At 71.2% G+C, this 16852-nt stretch carries 15 protein-coding genes; 6 read left to right on the forward strand and 9 right to left on the reverse strand.

What is annotated here, in order from left to right:
- Positions 1-18: 18 nt before the first annotated feature.
- The 9 genes from ACZ6SA_RS00780 to ACZ6SA_RS00820 all read right to left on the reverse strand — a co-directional run bounded on the left by ACZ6SA_RS00780 (position 19) and on the right by ACZ6SA_RS00820 (position 11158).
- Positions 19-522: a GNAT family N-acetyltransferase gene (locus tag ACZ6SA_RS00780; protein WP_465825861.1), complete on the reverse strand. Its 504-nt coding sequence runs from the start codon at positions 520-522 to the stop codon at positions 19-21.
- A 434-nt stretch (positions 523-956) separates the two neighbouring features.
- Positions 957-2672, reverse strand: a complete 1716-nt coding sequence (locus ACZ6SA_RS00785; RefSeq protein WP_465825863.1) for an ABC transporter family substrate-binding protein — start codon at positions 2670-2672, stop codon at positions 957-959.
- Positions 2669-4738: an ABC transporter ATP-binding protein gene (locus ACZ6SA_RS00790; RefSeq protein ID WP_443150617.1), complete on the reverse strand. Its 2070-nt coding sequence runs from the start codon at positions 4736-4738 to the stop codon at positions 2669-2671. Before ACZ6SA_RS00790 ends, ACZ6SA_RS00785 begins: the two co-directional genes overlap by 4 nt.
- A complete protein-coding gene (locus ACZ6SA_RS00795; RefSeq protein WP_347642115.1) occupies positions 4735-5577 on the reverse strand; it encodes an ABC transporter permease in 843 nt (280 codons plus the stop codon). The genes ACZ6SA_RS00790 and ACZ6SA_RS00795 overlap by 4 nt, the downstream gene beginning before the upstream one ends.
- Position 5578: 1 nt before the next feature.
- Complete coding sequence (locus ACZ6SA_RS00800; protein ID WP_347622537.1) at positions 5579-6556, reverse strand: ABC transporter permease; 978 nt, start codon at positions 6554-6556, stop codon at positions 5579-5581.
- A gap of 434 nt (positions 6557-6990) precedes the next feature.
- Positions 6991-7743, reverse strand: coding sequence for an SDR family NAD(P)-dependent oxidoreductase (locus ACZ6SA_RS00805; protein WP_347642114.1), 753 nt, complete (start codon positions 7741-7743; stop codon positions 6991-6993).
- Between the two features lie 211 nt (positions 7744-7954).
- Entirely contained in the window at positions 7955-9193 is a 1239-nt protein-coding gene (locus ACZ6SA_RS00810; RefSeq protein WP_465825866.1) for a four-carbon acid sugar kinase family protein, read from the reverse strand.
- 7 nt (positions 9194-9200) lie between these two features.
- A complete protein-coding gene (locus ACZ6SA_RS00815; protein WP_465825867.1) occupies positions 9201-10499 on the reverse strand; it encodes a RuBisCO large subunit C-terminal-like domain-containing protein in 1299 nt (432 codons plus the stop codon).
- Entirely contained in the window at positions 10496-11158 is a 663-nt protein-coding gene (locus tag ACZ6SA_RS00820; protein WP_465825868.1) for an aspartate/glutamate racemase family protein, read from the reverse strand. Before ACZ6SA_RS00820 ends, ACZ6SA_RS00815 begins: the two co-directional genes overlap by 4 nt.
- Before the next feature lie 188 nt (positions 11159-11346).
- Between ACZ6SA_RS00820 and ACZ6SA_RS00825 the strand changes: the two genes are divergently transcribed.
- Genes ACZ6SA_RS00825 through ACZ6SA_RS00850 form a run of 6 tightly spaced genes read left to right on the forward strand, consistent with a single transcriptional unit; the run spans position 11347 to position 16841 of the window.
- On the forward strand, positions 11347-12063 hold the full coding sequence (locus ACZ6SA_RS00825) for a FadR/GntR family transcriptional regulator (protein ID WP_465825870.1): 717 nt from the start codon (positions 11347-11349) through the stop codon (positions 12061-12063).
- A gap of 30 nt (positions 12064-12093) precedes the next feature.
- On the forward strand, positions 12094-12858 hold the full coding sequence (locus tag ACZ6SA_RS00830) for an enoyl-CoA hydratase/isomerase family protein (RefSeq protein ID WP_465825872.1): 765 nt from the start codon (positions 12094-12096) through the stop codon (positions 12856-12858).
- Positions 12858-14048: a CaiB/BaiF CoA transferase family protein gene (locus ACZ6SA_RS00835; RefSeq protein ID WP_465825874.1), complete on the forward strand. Its 1191-nt coding sequence runs from the start codon at positions 12858-12860 to the stop codon at positions 14046-14048. Before ACZ6SA_RS00830 ends, ACZ6SA_RS00835 begins: the two co-directional genes overlap by 1 nt.
- A complete protein-coding gene (locus ACZ6SA_RS00840; RefSeq protein WP_347642107.1) occupies positions 14036-15076 on the forward strand; it encodes a hypothetical protein in 1041 nt (346 codons plus the stop codon). Before ACZ6SA_RS00835 ends, ACZ6SA_RS00840 begins: the two co-directional genes overlap by 13 nt.
- A complete protein-coding gene (locus tag ACZ6SA_RS00845; RefSeq protein ID WP_347642106.1) occupies positions 15073-15798 on the forward strand; it encodes an SDR family NAD(P)-dependent oxidoreductase in 726 nt (241 codons plus the stop codon). The genes ACZ6SA_RS00840 and ACZ6SA_RS00845 overlap by 4 nt, the downstream gene beginning before the upstream one ends.
- Positions 15795-16841, forward strand: coding sequence for an aldose 1-epimerase family protein (locus ACZ6SA_RS00850; RefSeq protein ID WP_347642105.1), 1047 nt, complete (start codon positions 15795-15797; stop codon positions 16839-16841). The genes ACZ6SA_RS00845 and ACZ6SA_RS00850 overlap by 4 nt, the downstream gene beginning before the upstream one ends.
- Positions 16842-16852: the final 11 nt, after the last annotated feature.

A 16852-nucleotide genomic window follows, 5' to 3' on the forward strand; every position in this document is an offset into this window, starting at 1 on the left:
GGCGCCCGCGGCTGTCCGTCAGACGCCGAACGGAGGCGCGTAGCGGATCGTGCCGGACGGCAGCGGCGCACCGTCCAGCGACAGGGCCATCAACGCCTCGTCAGGCACGTCGAAGGTGACGCCGATGCCGTGGCGGGAGGCGATGGTGAAGCCGAAACGGGGATAGTACGGGGGGTGCCCGAGCACGATCACGGCACTTTCGCCGCGTTCCCGCGCCTCCCGCAGCACGTCCTCGACGACCAGCGTGCCCAGCCCCTGGCGCTGCTTCTCGGGCAGGACCGCGACCGGGCCCAGGGCGAGCGCGGGTGTCTCGCCGACGAGACAGCGGGTGAGCAGGGCGTGGGCGACGACACGGCCACCGGAGACCGCCACCCGTGACAGGGCGGGGATCCAGGCCGGGTCGCGGCGGAGCGCCTCGACGAGGTCGGCCTCCTCCGCCCTGCCGAAGGCGGCCGCGGTCACGGCCCTGATGGCTGCCTCGTCACCGGCCGTCTCGGCGCGCAGGGTGAGATCGTCGGTCATGCGTGTGCTCCAGTCGTGTGCGGCGGGCAGGGTGAGGTGGACGTCGTCGCATCCGCGAACAGGGATGGATCGAACAACGGAGAAGCCCTTCTCAGAGGGAGGACTCCCGCGCCGGCGCGCAGGGCGGGGCCCGCGTGACACCACGCGGCGACCCGGCTCAGCTGCGGTGACCGGCTCCCGGGGAGCCCGGACGGGCAGAGGAACGGATGCTGCTCGCGGCAGCCACCCAGCGGGCGGTCATACGCTCCTCGCTCCTTCCTGCTCCTCCGGCGACGCCTCAGGGCGCTCGCCACACCACCATGCCTTCGTGTCGACAGAAGGCACCGATTAGGGCACGACCTTACCCGACGACCACAGAGCCCGCCAACAGGCTCCACGGACACGCGAAACCCCCGGCAGGGCGGGCCCGGCCGGGGGTTCGTCGTGCGCGAGGATCAGCCGGTGAAGCCGATCGACGTCCAGTCGTTGTACTTGTAGCCCTCGGCGCCGTAGTTGGCGAGGGTCTTCTTGGTCGCCTGGATGTCAGGACGCTGGTACAGCGGGATGGTGTGCACCATGTCCCAGATCAGCTTGTCGGCCTCGTTGGCCAGCTGGGCGGCCTGCTCCGGGTCCGTCGCGGACACCGCGGCGTCGATCGCCTTGTCCACGGCCGGGTCGTCGGACTTCGGGAAGTTGCTCTCGGACCCGGTCTTGTAGATCTGCGCCAGGCTGCCGATCGGGAGCGGCGTGCCGATCCAGGAGAAGGGCACCAGGTCGAAGTCACCCTTGATGATGAAGTCGGTGAAGAACTTGTCATCGGGCACCGGGCGGATGGTCAGGCCGATGCCGGCCTCCTTGAGCATGGCCTGGGTCAGCTCGCCCTCCGTCTTCGCGTACGGCACGCCCGCCGGGACGACGAAGGTCAGCGACATCTCCTTGCCGTCCTTCTTGCGGAGCTGGCCCTCCGCCTCCTGCTTCCAGCCGGCCGCGTCGAGCAGCTGCTTGGCCTTCTCCAGGTTGTACTTGCCGAGGTCGCCGGAGTTGTCGACGTAGCTCTTGTGGTTGTTCATGAAGACGTGGTTGCCGAGCGTCTGCAGCGGCCAGTCCATGTCCTTCAGGTCGGACTGCGTGATCACGTCACGGTTGATCGCGTACTGCACGGCCTGCCGGACCGACTTCTCCTTCAGGAAGTCGCTCTGGTTGTTGACCGTGATGTGCCGCCAGTTGGGGCTCAGCGCCTTGCGGATGTCCACGTCGGGGACTTCCTTGGCCCGCTTGAGGTCGGCAGGGCTGCCCGGCGGGATCTCCACGGCGTCGATCTCGCCGTTGGCGAAGGCGTTCACCTGCGCGGCGGGCGTCTCGATCGTCCGGAAGATGACCTTCTCGAGCTTGGGCTTCTTGCCCCACCACTTGTCGTCGGCCACCAGGGTGAGGGTCTTGGTGCCCTCGTCGAGCTTCTCGACCTTGAAGGGCCCGGCGGTGACCGGGATCTTCTGCAGGTAGTCCTTGTCGTACGCCTCAGGCGTCTCGATGTGCTTGGCCGGCAGCAGGTGCGAGGTGCCGCGGTTGAACATGCCCTGCCACTCGAGGTAGGGCTGCTTGAAGGTCACGATGGCGACCTTGTCGGAGTCGCCCTTCTCGACCGACTCGATCTTGTCCCAGCCGTCCTTCGAGGCGGGCTTGAACTTCTCGTTCTGGCCGCTGTTGGCCTTCCACTGGGCCTCGAGGTCCTTCCACGTGATCGGCGTGCCGTCCGACCACTGGGCCTTGTCGTTGAGCGTGTAGGTGACGACCTGCTTGCCGTCGGCGACCTCGCTCTTGACGTCGGTCAGGTAGTCGGGGTTGGCGGTGAAAGTGGCATTCTCGTCGGAGACCATCAGCTGCGGCAGGAACGCGTCGAGCATGAACGCGGTGTCGGCCTGGTTGCCGTCCACGTGCTGGCCGTTCCACTGGCTCGGCCACTGGCCGATCGCCACGGTCAGCGTGCCGCCGTCCTTGACCTGCTCGTACGGGACGGGGTTGATGCTGATGGCCGGGGTCTCCGACATCTGCTGCTGAGCCTGCTTGGGCTGCTCGGCGTTCGGTTGCTTGGTCTCGCCGCCGCCGCCACAGGCGGCGACGGCCATGGCCAGGACCGTCAGCCCAGCGGCTGCACGGTAACGAACCTTCACTCTTCCTCCTGATTGTCCGAGGCCGTGATGACCTCGACTTCCTCCGCGTAGTGACAGGCGGCGCCGTGGTCGACGGCGTTCGCCAGCCTGGCAACCGAGGGCTCCTCGTCCACACACCGCCGCCGCTCCGCCTCGCTGAGCACGGCGAACTTGGGGCAGCGGGTGCGGAACCTGCATCCAGACGGCGGGTCGGCCGGGCTGGGCAGGTCGCCTTCGAGCAGGATCCGCTTGCGGGTGCGTTCCATCTCGGGGTCGGGCAGCGGGATCGCCGACAGCAGAGCCTGCGTGTACGGGTGCGCGGGGCTGTCGTAGACGTCCTCGACCGTGCCGATCTCGGCGATCCTGCCCAGGTACATGACGGCCACGCGGTCGGCCAGATGCCTGACCACCGCCAGATCGTGCGCCACGAACAGGTAGGACAGGCCGAGCCTGCTCTTGAGCTCGTCCAGCAGGTTGATCACGCCCGCCTGGATGGACACGTCGAGCGCGGAGACCGGCTCGTCGAGCACCAGCAGCTTCGGCTCCAGCGCGAGCGCGCGGGCGATGCCGATGCGCTGGCGCTGGCCGCCGGAGAACTGCTGGGGGTAACGCTCGGCGTGCTCCGCGGCCAGCCCGACGAGCTCCAGCAGCTCCTCGACCTTCTCGCGCACCTCTTTCTTGCCGTGCGCCCGCAGCGGCTCGGCGATGATGTCGCCGACCGGCATGCGCGGGTCGAGCGCGGCCATCGGGTCCTGGAAGACGATCTGCAGATCGCGGCGGAGGCTCTTACGCCCTGCCTTGTCCAGTTCGGCGCTGTCCTTGCCGAGCACCACGACGCGCCCGCCCTCCGGCGGCTGCAGCTGCATGATCTGCTGCAGCGTGGTGGTCTTGCCGCAGCCGGACTCGCCGACCAGGGCCAGCGTCTCGCCCTGCGCGATGTCGAAGCTGATGCCGTCGACGGCGTAGACGGTGCCGACGCGGCGCTTGACGATCGCGCCCTTCAGCAGCGGGTAGTGCTTGATCATGTCGTCGAGCTCGAGCACCGTGGGGCGCTCGGCGCGCGGCACCCTGACCACCTCGTTGGGCGGGATGACCGGCACCGGGAACACGTCGGCCCCGGTCAGGCCCTTGTGCTCGATCTCGTGCGAGCGGATGCAGGCCACGTGGCGCCCGCTGCCGAACGGGGTCAGCGGCGGCTCCTCGTCGTCGCACATGTCCACCTTCATCGGGCAGCGCGGCGCGAAGGGGCAGCCGGGCGGCAGCGACGCGGGCGAGGGCGGGTTGCCGTCGATGGGCACGAGCGGGCCCTCCTCGCCGTCGATCCTCGGGATCGAGGCGAGCAGGCCCATCGTGTACGGCATCCGCGGCCGGTAGTAGATGTCGTCCACGAGACCCTGCTCGACCGGGCGGCCCGCGTACATGACGACCACCCGGTCGGCCATGCCCGCGATGACGCCCAGGTCGTGCGTGATCATCACGATGCCGGCGCCGGTCTCCTGCTGGGCGGTCTTGAGCACCTCCAGCACCTGGGCCTGGATGGTCACGTCGAGCGCTGTGGTGGGCTCGTCGCAGATGAGCAGGTCGGGGTCGTTGGCGACGGCCATGGCGATCATCGCGCGCTGCCGCATGCCGCCGGAGAACTCGTGCGGGAACGCCTTCGCGCGCAGGCTCGGATTGGGGATGCCGACCAGGTCGAGCAGTTCGACGGCGCGCTTGGCGGCTTTGTCCTTGCCGACGTTCTGGTGGACGCGGACGGCTTCGGCGATCTGGTCGCCGATGGTGTAGACGGGCGTGAACGCCGACAGCGGATCCTGGAAGATCATGCTGATCGTCTTGCCGCGTACCTTGATCTGCTCGTCCTCCTTCATGCCGAGCAGTTCCTGACCGTGCAGCTTGACCGAGCCGCTGACCACGGCGTTCGCCGGCAGCAGGCCCATGACCGCGAGAGAGGTGACGGACTTGCCCGAGCCGGACTCGCCGACGATGCCGAGCACCTCGCCGCGCTCAACCTCGTAGCTGACGCCGCGCACGGCCTGGATGCCGCCGGGGAAGGTGACGGTGAGGTCCTTGACCTCCAAGATGCTCACGAGTTGCTCCCCGGGTCGAGTGCGTCACGCAGGCCGTCGCCGATCAGGTTCACGCTGAGCACGAGCAGCACCAGCAGGCCCGCGGGGAAGGCGAACAGCCAGGGGTAGCCGGTGGCGTTGCGCGAGCCCTCGGCGATCAGCGTGCCGAGGGAGACGTCCGGCGGCTGGATGCCGAAGCCGAAGAAGGACAGCGCCGCCTCGCCGATGATCGCGCCGCTGACGTTGAGCGTGGCGTCGATGATCAGCAGCGACGACAGGTTGGGCACGATGTGCCGGAAGATGATCTTCCAGCGGGGGATGCCCATGTAGACGGCGGCCTGCACGTACTCCCGCTCGCGGAGCGAGAGCGTCATGCTGCGCACCACCCTGGAGGTGATCATCCAGGAGAACGCGGCGAGCAGCGCCACGAACCAGAGCCAGGAGGCGCCCTCCCGCAGCCGCGGCGAGATGATGGCGATGATCAGGAAGCTCGGCAGGACCAGCAGCAGGTCCACACCCCACATGAGCGTCTTGTCCACCCAGCCACCGAAATATCCGGCGAACGCACCCACGATCGCGGCGAGCCCTGTGGAGATGAGCGCCACGAGCAGGCCGATGATGATCGACTTCTGCATGCCGCGGAGCGTGACCGCGTACATGTCCTGGCCGATCGTGGTGGTGCCCCACCAGTGGTCGCCGCCGGGCGGCGACAGGAAGGCCAGGAAGTCCTTCTCGGTCCAGTCGTACGGGCCGACGAACGGCCCGAGGTAGGCCAGGCCCACCAGCACGACCAGGGCGATGGAGCCATAGCGGGCCTGCTTGTTGCGGAGCAGGCGCCGCAGGACGACTTTCGAACGCATGTCAGCTCACCCGCACCCGAGGATCGAGAGCCGCCACCAGCAGGTCTGACAGGAAGGCGGCGAACAGCACGCAGACGGCGGTGAAGAAGGTCACCGCGGCGACGGAGTTGACGTCGTTCTGGTTGATCGAGTCGACCAGCCAGGCTCCCATGCCGTGCCAGGCGAAGATCTTCTCGGTGAAGGTGGCGCCCGTGAACATCGTCCCGAACGCGAAGGCGAAATAGGTGGCGGCGGGGATCAGCGCGGTGCGCAGCGCGTGTTTGGTCAGCGCCGTCCTGCGTCTCAGGCCCTTGGCCATGGCGGTGCGGACGAAGTCCTGGTTGAGCACGTCGAGCATCATGTTGCGCTGGATGCGGCTGTAGAAGGCGATCAGGCCGAGGCTGAGCGAGATCGTCGGCAGGATCAGATGGTTCAGCCGGTTGAGGAACTGGTCGAAGCCCGACAGCCGGGGGTTGTACTCGCCGGTGTACTCGATGAGCGAGAACCCCAGCCCTCTGTTCAGGTTGTACGTGGCGATCGCAAGGAGGGTGGCCAGCACGAACACCGGAACGGCCATGATCACGAAGGAGCTGACCCCGATGAACCGGTCGGTGAGTTTGTACTGTTTCACGGCGGAGATCGCGCCGAGCGCCACACCGACGGCGAAGCCGACCAGCGTGCCGATGAGCAGCAGCCGGAGGCTCACCATGATCCGCCGGCCCATCTCGTTGTTGACCGAACCGCCGTTCCAGGTGCGGCCGAAGTCGCCGGTGATGACGCCCTTCGCCCACGTGCCGTAACGGACGAGCACCGGAGTCTTGTCGTTCAGGTTGTACTCATCGAGCGTCGCGTCGATGACCGCCTCTGCGACCGGTGGCTGGCGACCTTCGTACGCCCCCCGCGGGTTCATGGTGGTGGCCGCGAGCATGTACGCCAGGCTGGCCGCGATGGCGACCAAGATCACATTTATTGCCAACCTGCGGAGCAGGTACTTGCCCATTACTCTCCGTTCGCGCTGACCGCGGGCGCGGACTTCCGGCAGGAGAGAGGCGCCCTCGCAACGTAAACCCATCTCGCTCGGTGAAATCCACTTGACGCCGAGATGGCGATCAGAGCGCAGAATATATGTAAAAATATAACGGGCAGAAACCGTTCGGCGTAACGTTCAGGTCAAGCGCATTAGCCCCGCGATCCCCGCCACGCACCCCTCGATCACCGGCTTCACCTGCGACGACATCTCCTCATCTGATGCGCTTCACGGCACTTCCGCCGGGGGTAATGTCACAGAATCCGGACACTATTTGACGATCGCGCAAGGTGATCCACCTTGTCGTTGCGAATGTGCTGTGCGCGGCGTCAAGGGCGGCGCCGTCTCCCGGCGGAGCGTTCGCCGAGCGGCCGGCGGAGGGGGCGCCCAGCCGCGGACAGCGGGCACTACGGCATCCACTTGCCGCCCGCGACGTCGATCGTCAGCCCGGTGATCCACGAGGAGGCGCCGGAGGCCAGGAAGGCGGTCACGTTCGCGACGTCGAGCGGTGTGCCGAGCCGCCCCAGCGGATGCTCGGCCCGCAGGCGGTCCTTGAACTCCTGCGGCATCCGCTCCTCCAGCCGGTCCGTCATGATCGTCGAAGGGGCGACGGCATTGACCCGGATTCCCGCGGGGCCGAGTTCGTGCGCCAGTTGCCTGGTCAGCGCGATGACTCCGGCCTTCGCCGCCGTGTAGGCCACGGAGGCGGGCGTGGGGCTGCGCGCCGCCAGGGACGCCATCGTGATGATCGAGCCACTCCCCTGCCGCCGCATGCCGGGCAGGAAGCTCCTGACGGCCAGGAACGTCGAGGTGAGGTTGGCGTGCACGGTGGCGTGCCAGTCGTCCTCGCTCATCTGGTCGATGGGCCGCGGCCGGCCCGTGCCACCGCCGGCGAAGACCGCCAGCACGTCGACGGGGCCCAGCCGGCGCTCCACCTCCTCGCGCATCGACTCTACGGAGGCGGGGTCGGTGCTGTCCGCCGCGACGCCGATCGCCGTCCCGCCGATGGACCGCACGACGTCCTCGACGGCGACAGGGTCGCGGCCGTTCACCACCACCCGCATGCCCTGCCCGGCCAGCACCCGGGCGGTCTCGCTCCCGATGCCTCCAGAACCGCCGGTGACCAGCGCCACCTTTCCCTCAAGATCCGGATACATCATGACCGTGCTCCCTCCGCCGTCGGTGTTTCCGGCTTCACCTTGCCCGGTGCGGGCGGCCGGCGGCGTCGGACACACGGGTGTTTCCCGCCTGCGTCTCCAGGAGTGCGCGCCACCGCCCCGGTACTCCTCCCGTCGTATCCGCCCGGCTACCGCGCCGCGGATCCCAGGCTGGGCGGGGAGAGACGGCACTGTGTCGGTCGGCGGACGCGGATCAGCGGGTGGCGGCGAGGCCGGCCGCGGCGCGGAGGAAGAAGTCGTCGCCGCCCACCTGGCCGCCCTTCAGCGCCACCTCGACCCCGTCGACCGCGGGATCGTCCGAGGCCAGCACGCACACCGGCCCGCCGGCGGCCAGGCTGCCGGTCACGTCCAGCGACCGGGCGCCGAGCGCCGCGACGACCTGCCCCGAGGTGTCGCCGCCCGCGACCACCAGCCGCCGCACCAGCCCGGCGCGCACCATGGTCGCGGCGATCCGGCCGAGCGACTTCCCGATGCCGTCAGGGTCCCTCGCCGGTCCACGCGTCGACTCGACGACGGTGTGACGGCCGTCGCGCAGGCTCGCCTCGACCTGCTCGACGAGGCCGGCAGGCCCCGACAGGTCTCCGAGCACCCGCCACCCCGCGCGCTCGGCGGTGTCGATCTGGCGGGCGGTGATCGGCGACCGGCTCCCCGACAGGACGAGCACCGGCGCGACCGCTCCCAGCGCTCCCTGCCCCACCGTTGTCGCCGGGGTGGGGGCGGCGGTGAGGGCTGAGGCGAGGGCGCGGCTGAGGCCGCCGGAGCCGACGCAGCACAGCGGGGTGCGGGTGGCGGCGTCGGCGAGCAGCAGCCGGCCGAGCGCCCTGACGTGGTCGTCCGTCATCGCGTCCGCGACGAAGGCCGCGTTCCCGGTGTCCCCGGCCCTCGCCCGGTACGCCTCCTCCGACGGCGACGCGGGCAGCCATCCGGTCCGGCCGGCGCCCTGCCCGGCCAGGCGCGCCCGCAGGTCCGCCTCCGTCGCGGGGGTGACCGGGTGGTCGCGCGCCGGCGGATACCGGTCGAGCCGGTGGACCTCGTCGCCCGCCCGTACGAAATGGTTGGCGAACCACGTGTAGCGGCCCAGCTCGGGCTGCGCGGCCAGCACCGGCACGGGGCCCCGCGCCAGGCCCGCACGGCGCAGGGCCGCGATGACGGCCCCGATGCTCCCGCGCTCCGGGGACGAGTCGAAGGTCGAGCAGACCTTGTACTGGATGGCCAGCGGCCGCAGCGCCGCCAGCGCCGTGAACGCGGGCAGCACCACGGACGCCGGGTCGGCCGACGCCCGAGCCGTGGTGGCGATGCCGATGACGTCGTCCCGGTCGTGCAGGTGCGTCACGCCGGTGACGAGGGATCCGCTCAGCCCGAGCCGTCTGAACTGCCACAACGCGTCGGTCGCGCCCGTGAAGTCGTCGGCGGCGAAGGCGATGCGCGTCATAGCGGCCTCACTTCCGCACCACCCCGCCGAAGTACCGCAGCGCCCGGGCCAGCTCGGGCTCGCGCACCTCGGCCAGCGGCACGCCCGCCTCCGCCGCCGCCCACGCCTGCCGGATGCTGGTGATCCCGGCCGCGGGCCCGTCGGGGTGGCCGAGCACGCCGCCTCCCGCCAGGACGAGCAGATCGCTGGTGCCGGTGCGTTCCAGGGTGACCGGCGCGGTGCCGGCCCACTGGGCGGACGACAACACGGGCAGGCACGGGAAACCGCCGAGCAGCGGTTCGCGCACGGCCGCCACCGTCCGCTGTACGTCGTCGTCGGTGACGTAGAACTTGCTGTGGAACCCGCCGCAGTGCAGGTGGTCGACCCCGGCCAGGCGGGCCAGCTTCTGGTAGGCGACGTGCGCGATGCCGATCCCCGGGTGGCGGAACAGCGCTCCGGTGCCGGTGACGTGCCCGTGGATCGGCACGCGGGAGTGCCGCCGCAACATCGCGACGGCCGGGAGGCCCACGACGTTCAGGTTGACCATGACGCAGGTGCCCCCCGCCGCCACGACGAGGTCGTGGTTGGCGAGCATCCGGTCGGGTTCGTCGCTGATGTTGAACGCGTACATCGGCCGCCGCCCGGTCCGCCGTTCGACCTCGTCCAGCGCGCCCGTGACCGCGCGCACCCGCTGCGGCAGCGGCGCGGGCGGGCAGTCGCCGTTCACCTCGTCGTCCTTGATGAAGTCGGCCCCGGACAGCCCGAGTTCGAGCACCAGGTCCACGTAGTCGGAAGGGCGCAGCCCGACGTTGGGCTTGACGATGGTGCCGATCAGCACCCCGTCCGGACGTCCTGCCAGCCGGCGCGTGCCCTCCACCGCGAACCGGGCGGGCAGGTACGCCTCCCCGAAGGCCGCGGGCAGGTCGAGGTCGGCCAGCTTCAGCCCGGCCAGCTCGCGCAGCTCGAACAGGTTGCCCGCGACCACGGGGAGCAGGTTGGTGAGCGACGGCCCGGTGTTGGCCAGCGGGAACCCGATCCGCACCAGGCCCGCCGTGAGCGGCCCGTCGCCGGCGGCGCCCGGCAGTGCCTCGGCGACCGGCGCGGGGATCTCGGTCATGCCGAGCACCACCGCGCCGTGCCGGGCGCGCAGCTCGTCGCTCTCCCCCGCCACGCTGACGAACGTGCCGGTGCTCTGCTCGCCCGCGATCGCGCTCACCGCCTGGTCGAGCGGGAGGCGGGTGAGCACGTGGTACGTGGCGACGGTCAGCTCGCGCCCCGCCCCGTGCGAGGCGGCCGGTACGTGTTCCGTCCCCGGAGAGGTGGTCATCGGCGCGTCCGCCCGCCCAGGAGCTCCCCGGCCAGGTGTTCCATGGCGAGGGGCGGGCTGGCCAGGATCGGCGCCGCCGAGGGCACCGTACCGGCGACGCGGGCCATCGACGCCTGGGCCAGCACGACCACGTCGGCGTCCCCGCTGAGCTCGCTCAGGGCCTGCGCCACGCGCGCGTCGTGGGTGGCGGCGTCGCCGCTCATCAGCGCCTCGAACGCGCCCTCGCACACCCTGGCGGTCAGCTCGATCTCCTTGCCGGCCGCGGCGGCGCGCCGGCGTACCAGGTCGGCGGTCGGTTCGAGGGTGGTGCTCAGGGTGGCGAGCACGCCGATCCGGCGGCCGAGCGCGACGGCGCGGTCGGCCATCGGGCGGTCCACCCGCGTCACCGGCACGCCGGTCAGCGGCTCGGCGGCCTCGACGGCGGCGCCGATGGAGGAGCAGGTCACCAGGATGTGATCGGCCCCCGCGGCCTCGGCGGAGCCGACGTGACCGGCGACGCGACGCGCGGTCCTGGGGGTGAGGCGGCCCGCGGCGATGGTGTTCTTGATCAGGCTGTCGTCGACGATGTTGAACGTGTCGATGCCGGGGAGGTGCTCGGCGCACAGCTTGGCGAACACGTCGACCAGCGTCGCCGAGGTGTGGATCAGTCCCAGCCTCATGGTGTCTCCCTATGGGGTCGGTGACCAGCGATGGCGGGTGGCGGTCTGCTCGGGTGGCTGGTCGTGCCGCTCCCAGGCAACGTACTACCGAGATCGCGGATTGTTAAGAGTCTTCATCGGATGAAGTTCGAACTTCATCCGATGAAGGGTCTAGGAAAAGGCGCGCGCTCGGGGTACCTTGCGGAACCGTGGCAACAGATCCCCAGCCGGACGCGGCCCGGCACGTCCAGGTCGTCCAGGCGCTCGGCGCCCAGATCGTCGGGGGCGCGCTGGCCCCCGGCACGTCCATCCCCATCGAGGAGGAGCTGGTCGGCGAGCTCGGCGTGGGCCGGTCCGCCGTCCGGGAGGGCGTGAAGGTGCTGGCCGGCAAGGGCCTGCTGGAGACCAGGAGGAGTGCGGGCACCATCGTGCGCCCCCGCGAGTCCTGGAACCTGCTCGACGCCGACGTCCTGAGCTGGCGGTTCATGCCCGAGCCGCGGCCCGGCGACATCCGGGTGCTGGCCGACCTGCGGGTCGCGCTGGAGCCCGGGGCGGCGCGGGTGGCGGCCGAGCGGGCGGACGCGGCGGCCGTCCGGCGCATCGACGAGGCACTGGCCGCCCTCTACGCCACCGCCGACGACCCCGAGCCGTTCATCGAGGCCGACCTGGCCTTCCACAAGGCGGTGTTCGCCGCGGCGGACAACGACCTGCTGCTCTACGTCTACGACATGATCAGCATCGCCCTGCGGTCCGTGCGCCAGGTGCACACCCGCTCGGTCGCCCACAACAAGGAGACGCTGCCCGGCCACGAGCGGGTGGCCGTGGCGATCAGGCGCCACCACCACCGCAAGGCCGAAGAGGCGATGCGCGAGGTGGTCGAGGTCGCCCGCGCCGACGCCGAGCAGCACGCCCGCCTCTGCTGCTGAAGACCTCACCGAATCGAAATGAGCGAACACGTGCACGTTCACGTCGACGTCGACGGCCCCGTGGCCGTCGTCACCCTGAACAGACCCGCCAAGCTCAACGCCATCACCCCCGGCATGGCCGCCGCGCTCCGCGCCGGCCTGGACCGGGTCGGCTCCGACCCGGCCGTACGGGTGGCCGTGCTCACGGGCGCGGGCGAGCGCTCGTTCTGCGTCGGCAGCGACATCGGCGAGCTCGACGACTACGCGACGCCGTGGGAGTTCCGCAACCGCGGCGACTACGGTGACGCCGTACGAGCCCTGCGCAAGCCGATCATCGCGGCCGTCAACGGCTACGCCTACGGCGGCGGCCTGGAACTGGCCCTGGCCTGCGACATCCGGCTGGCCGCCGACACCGCGACGTTCGCCGCGCCCGAGATCAAGCTGGGCTGGATCGGCGGCAGCGGCCAGTCGGCGCTGCTCGCCCACGCCGTCGGCTCGAGCAACGCGGCCACCATGCTGCTCACCGGCGACCCGATCGACGCCGCCCGCGCCCTGCGCTGGGGGCTGGTCACCGAGCTCCACCCGAGGGAGGAGCTGCTGCCGGCCGCGCTGGAGCTGGCCGGCCGGATCGCGGCCAGGCCGCCGATCGCCGCGCAGACGGCCAAGGCCAACGTCAGGGCGGCCTACTCCATGCCGCTGGAGCAGGCCATCCAGTACGAGCGCGACCTGCAGACCGTCTGTTTCGCGACCGCCGACGCGGCCGAGGGCAGGGCCGCCTTCGCCGAGCGGCGCGAGCCCGTCTTCGAGGGGCGCTGATGGGCGTTCTCGACGGTTACCGCGTGGTCGACCTGTCCATCGCGATGGCGGGTCCGCTGGCCGCCATGCGGCTGGGCGACCTGGGCGCCGACGTGGTCAAGGTGGAGCCGGTGACCGGCGAGTGGCAGCGGCACGCCCCGGCGGGCGGGGCGACGGGCAACCGGGTGAACGCGTCGTTCCTGTCGCTCAACCGCAACAAGCGCAGCCTGGCCGTGAACCTGAAGGCGGACGAGGGCCGGGCCATCGTGCACAGGCTGGCCGCGACGGCCGACGTGTTCCTGCAGAACTACCGTCCCGGCGTGGCCGAGCGGCTCGGCATGGACTACGCCACGATCAGCGAGATCAACCCCCGCATCGTGTACGTCTCCATGTCCGGCTACGGCGAGACCGGGCCGTACGCGTCGCGGCCTGGCCAGGACCTGCTGCTGCAGGCCATGAGCGGCGCCATGCTGAGCACCGGCCGCGAGGGGGACCCGCCGGCCCCCGCGGGCACGTACGCCATCGACGCCATCACCGCCTACAGCGCCTTCGAGGGCGCGCTCGCCGCGCTGCTGCACCGCGAGCGCACCGGCGAGGGCCAGCGGGTGAGCGTCAACATGCTGGACGCGGCCGTCGCCGTGCAGATGCAGGAGCTGTCGATCTTCACGGTCGGCGGCGTGCCGCAGCGCCGCGGGAGCGAGCCGCACGGCCACACCTACATCCGCGCGCCCTACGGCGTGTTCGCCACGAAGGACGGCTATCTCGCGCTCGGCATGCCCCGGCTCGACGCGCTGGCCGTCGCCCTCGACCTGCCCGAGCTCGCGGGCATGGACGGCGACGCCGACGGCCACACCAGGCGCGACGAGATCACCGCGATCGTGGCCCGCCGCCTGCCCGCCCGCACGACCGCCGAGTGGCTGGAGATCTGCGCCCGCCACGACCTGTGGGCCGGCCCGGTGTACGGCTACGCCGACCTGGTGGCCGATCCGCAGGTCAGGCAGAACGGGTCGTTCGTCACCTACGACCACCGCACCGAGGGCACGGTGACCACGCCCGGCTTCCCGTACGGCTTCAGCGCCACCCCTCCGGAGGTGCGCAGGGGCGCGCCGCTGGTGGGCGAGCACACCAGGGAGCTGCTCGACGAGCTCGGATACCCGCCGGAGCGCACGGCCGAGCTGGTGGCGGAGGGCGTGCTGGCATGCGAGGACTGACCTGGGACCATCCGAGGGGGTACGCCCCGCTCGACGAGCTGACCCGGCTCGACCTGGCCGGCTCGAACCCGTACGGCGATGTGCCCGAGCCGATCGTGTGGGACCGGCAGCCGCTCGAGGGGTTCGAGTCGGAGCCGATCGCTGGGCTCTGCGAGACGTACGACGTGCTCGTCATCGACCATCCGGGGCTGGGCGCGGCGGTGGACGCGCTGGTGCCGATGGAGGAGCTGTTCGAGCCGGACGAGCTGGCGGGCCTGCGAGCCCGCTCGGCGGGTCGTTGCTTCGACAGCTACCACCTGGACGGGCGCCAGTGGGCGCTGCCGCTCGACGCGGCGACGCAGGTGGCGGCGGCCAGGCCGGGCGTGCGGGTGCCGGCGGAGTGGACGGAGATGGCGGCGTTCGCCCGGGGCACGCGGATGGCGTTGTGCCTGGGCGGGCCGCACGCGTTCCTCATGTTCTGCGCGCTCTGCTCGGGCGACTTCCTGGACGAGGAGGCCGGGGTCAGGGCGCTGGAGCTGATGGCGGAGCTGCTGGCCGCCGCCGACCCCGGGCTGTCGCTGCGCAACCCGATCGGCGTGCTCGACGCGCTGGCGGCGGGTGAGATCGACTGCTGCCCCCTGCTGTACGGCTACGGCTCCTACCCGCTGACCTTCTCCGACGCCCCCGCCTGGCCGGGCCTGCCGCCGGGCAGCGTGCTCGGCGGCACCGGGCTGGCCGTCTCCAGGCGGCGCGCCGGCACGATCCGCGAGGCGGTCCGCGCCCACCTGCGCCGCCTGCTGTCGGAGCCGGTGCAGGCGGGGCTGTTCCCCGCCACCGGCGGGCAGCCCGCGGCCCGCGCCGTGTGGGAGACGGGCGGCTTCTACCGCGACACCCGGGCCACCTTGGAGGCCGCCTGGATCAGGCCGCGCTTCCCCGGCTACATCGCCCTGCAGGAGAGGGCGTCCGCGCTGATCCGCGACGGGCTGCTCGCCCGCGTCCCGGCCCTCGACCTGTTCAAGGACCTGCACAACGAATGGAGGCACAGATGACCACGGCCCTCGTCACCGGCGCCGCCGGCGCGCTCGGCCGCGCGATCGTCCGCCGGCTGGCCGCCGACGGCCACCGGGTGGCGGCACTCGACGTCGACGCGAAGACGCTCGAAGGCGCGCTCAACCTGGAGACCGACCTGCGCGATCCGGCCGCCGTCGAGGCCGCGTTCGCCGAGACGGAGGCGCGGCTGGGGCCGGTCGGCATCCTCGTCAACAACGCGGCCGTCTACCCGGCCCGGCCCTTCCTGGAGGTGCCGCTGAGCGAGTACGACGACGTGCACGCGGTCAACCAGCGCGCGTACTGGCTGGCGGCCCAGCTCGCGGCCCAGCAGATGAGCAGGCAGATGAGCAGGCAGGTGGGCGGCCTGGGCGGCGCGATCGTCAACATCGCCTCCATCACCATGCACGGCGGCTGGTCCGACCTGGCCGCCTACGTCGCCACCAAGGGCGCCGCCGCCGCGCTCACCAGGGCGCTGGCCCGCGAGCTCGGCCCGAAGGAGATCCGGGTCAACTGCGTCTCGCCCGGCGCGTTCCCGACGGCGGCGGAGAGCATCCATCCGGATCCGGAGGCGTACGACCGGATGGTGCTGGAGCGGCAGGCGCTCCAGCGGCGCGGCAAGCCGGAGGAGCTGGCGGCCGTGGTGTCGTTCCTGACCGGCCCGGACGCCTCCTTCGTCACGGGCCAGACCATCGAAGTCAACGGAGGGTGGGTGATGGCATGACGCCGGACCGCAGGCGGCTGGCCGAGCTGACGGGCGATCTGAGCGCGGCCGGCGGGGTCCGGCTGGTGACGCTCGGCGACGGGGCCGAGCGCGGCATCAGGACGCTGGAGTTCAGGACGGGCTCGGGGCTGGCGTTCGACGTGCTGGTGGACAGGTGCATGGACATCGGGCACGCCGAGCACGGCGGGCGCGCGTTCGGCTGGCGCTCCCCCACGGGTTTCCGCCATCCGGGGCTGCACGAGAACGCCGACGAGGACGGGCTGTCCTGGTTGCGCTCGTTCTCCGGGCTCATCGTCACGGCCGGGCTCGACCACACGCTGTTCGGCGGCGACGTGCCCGCCGGCACCTACCGCTACCCGCCTCGCACGTCGGTGCGGCATGGCCTGCACGGGCGCGCGGGCAACCTGCCCGCCCGGCTGACCGGCTACGGCGAGCGCTGGGACGGCGAGCGCTGCGTGTTGTGGGCCGAGGGCGAGGTGCGCCAGGCCGCGGTCTTCGCCGAGAACCTGCGCCTGGTGCGGCGGATCGAGGCCGACCTCGGCGGCGAGGAGATCAGGCTGGTGGACACCGTCACCAACGCGGGGTTCGAGCCGACGCCGCACATGTACCTCTACCACATCAACCTGGGCTGGCCGCTGCTCGACGAGGGCGCCAGGTTCGAGGCCGCCATCCGCGAGACGCTCTGGCAGAGCGACAGCGTGGCCGAGCAGAAGGCCGATCACATCGTCTTCCCCGGGCCGGTGCCGGGGTTCGTGGAGCAGGTGTACGAGCACGCGCTCGTCCCCGGCGACGACGGGCTGCACCGGGTGGCCGTGGTCAACGACCGGCTCGGGATGAAGGTGTCCGTGGAGTGGCCGGCGGAGGAGTTCCCGTACTTCTTCGAGTGGCTGAACCTGCGCTCGGGCAACTACGCGGTCGGGCTCGAACCGTCCACGCACCACGTCGCCGGCGACGCCGCGGCGAGGGAGGACGGCAGCATGATCTGGCTCGGCCCGCAGGAGTCGCGGACCTACCACACCACGTTCCGTGTCGAGGCGCCCTGAGGCCGCCGGGC

The sequence above is a fragment of the Nonomuraea sp. NPDC049378 genome (assembly GCF_055586745.1).

Excerpts from the sequence above, each read along its gene's own strand:
- ACZ6SA_RS00850 (WP_347642105.1), top strand. The coding sequence starts at position 15,795 with ATGACGCCGGACCGCAGGCGGCTGGCCGAGCTGACGGGCGATCTGAGC.
- ACZ6SA_RS00835 (WP_465825874.1), top strand. The coding sequence starts at position 12,858 with ATGGGCGTTCTCGACGGTTACCGCGTGGTCGACCTGTCCATCGCGATG.
- ACZ6SA_RS00805 (WP_347642114.1), bottom strand. The coding sequence starts at position 7,743 with ATGATGTATCCGGATCTTGAGGGAAAGGTGGCGCTGGTCACCGGCGGT.
- ACZ6SA_RS00840 (WP_347642107.1), top strand. The coding sequence starts at position 14,036 with ATGCGAGGACTGACCTGGGACCATCCGAGGGGGTACGCCCCGCTCGAC.
- ACZ6SA_RS00780 (WP_465825861.1), bottom strand. The coding sequence starts at position 522 with ATGACCGACGATCTCACCCTGCGCGCCGAGACGGCCGGTGACGAGGCA.
- ACZ6SA_RS00820 (WP_465825868.1), bottom strand. The coding sequence starts at position 11,158 with ATGAGGCTGGGACTGATCCACACCTCGGCGACGCTGGTCGACGTGTTC.
- ACZ6SA_RS00845 (WP_347642106.1), top strand. The coding sequence starts at position 15,073 with ATGACCACGGCCCTCGTCACCGGCGCCGCCGGCGCGCTCGGCCGCGCG.
- ACZ6SA_RS00795 (WP_347642115.1), bottom strand. The coding sequence starts at position 5,577 with ATGCGTTCGAAAGTCGTCCTGCGGCGCCTGCTCCGCAACAAGCAGGCC.
- ACZ6SA_RS00800 (WP_347622537.1), bottom strand. The coding sequence starts at position 6,556 with ATGGGCAAGTACCTGCTCCGCAGGTTGGCAATAAATGTGATCTTGGTC.
- ACZ6SA_RS00815 (WP_465825867.1), bottom strand. The coding sequence starts at position 10,499 with ATGACCACCTCTCCGGGGACGGAACACGTACCGGCCGCCTCGCACGGG.
- ACZ6SA_RS00810 (WP_465825866.1), bottom strand. The coding sequence starts at position 9,193 with ATGACGCGCATCGCCTTCGCCGCCGACGACTTCACGGGCGCGACCGAC.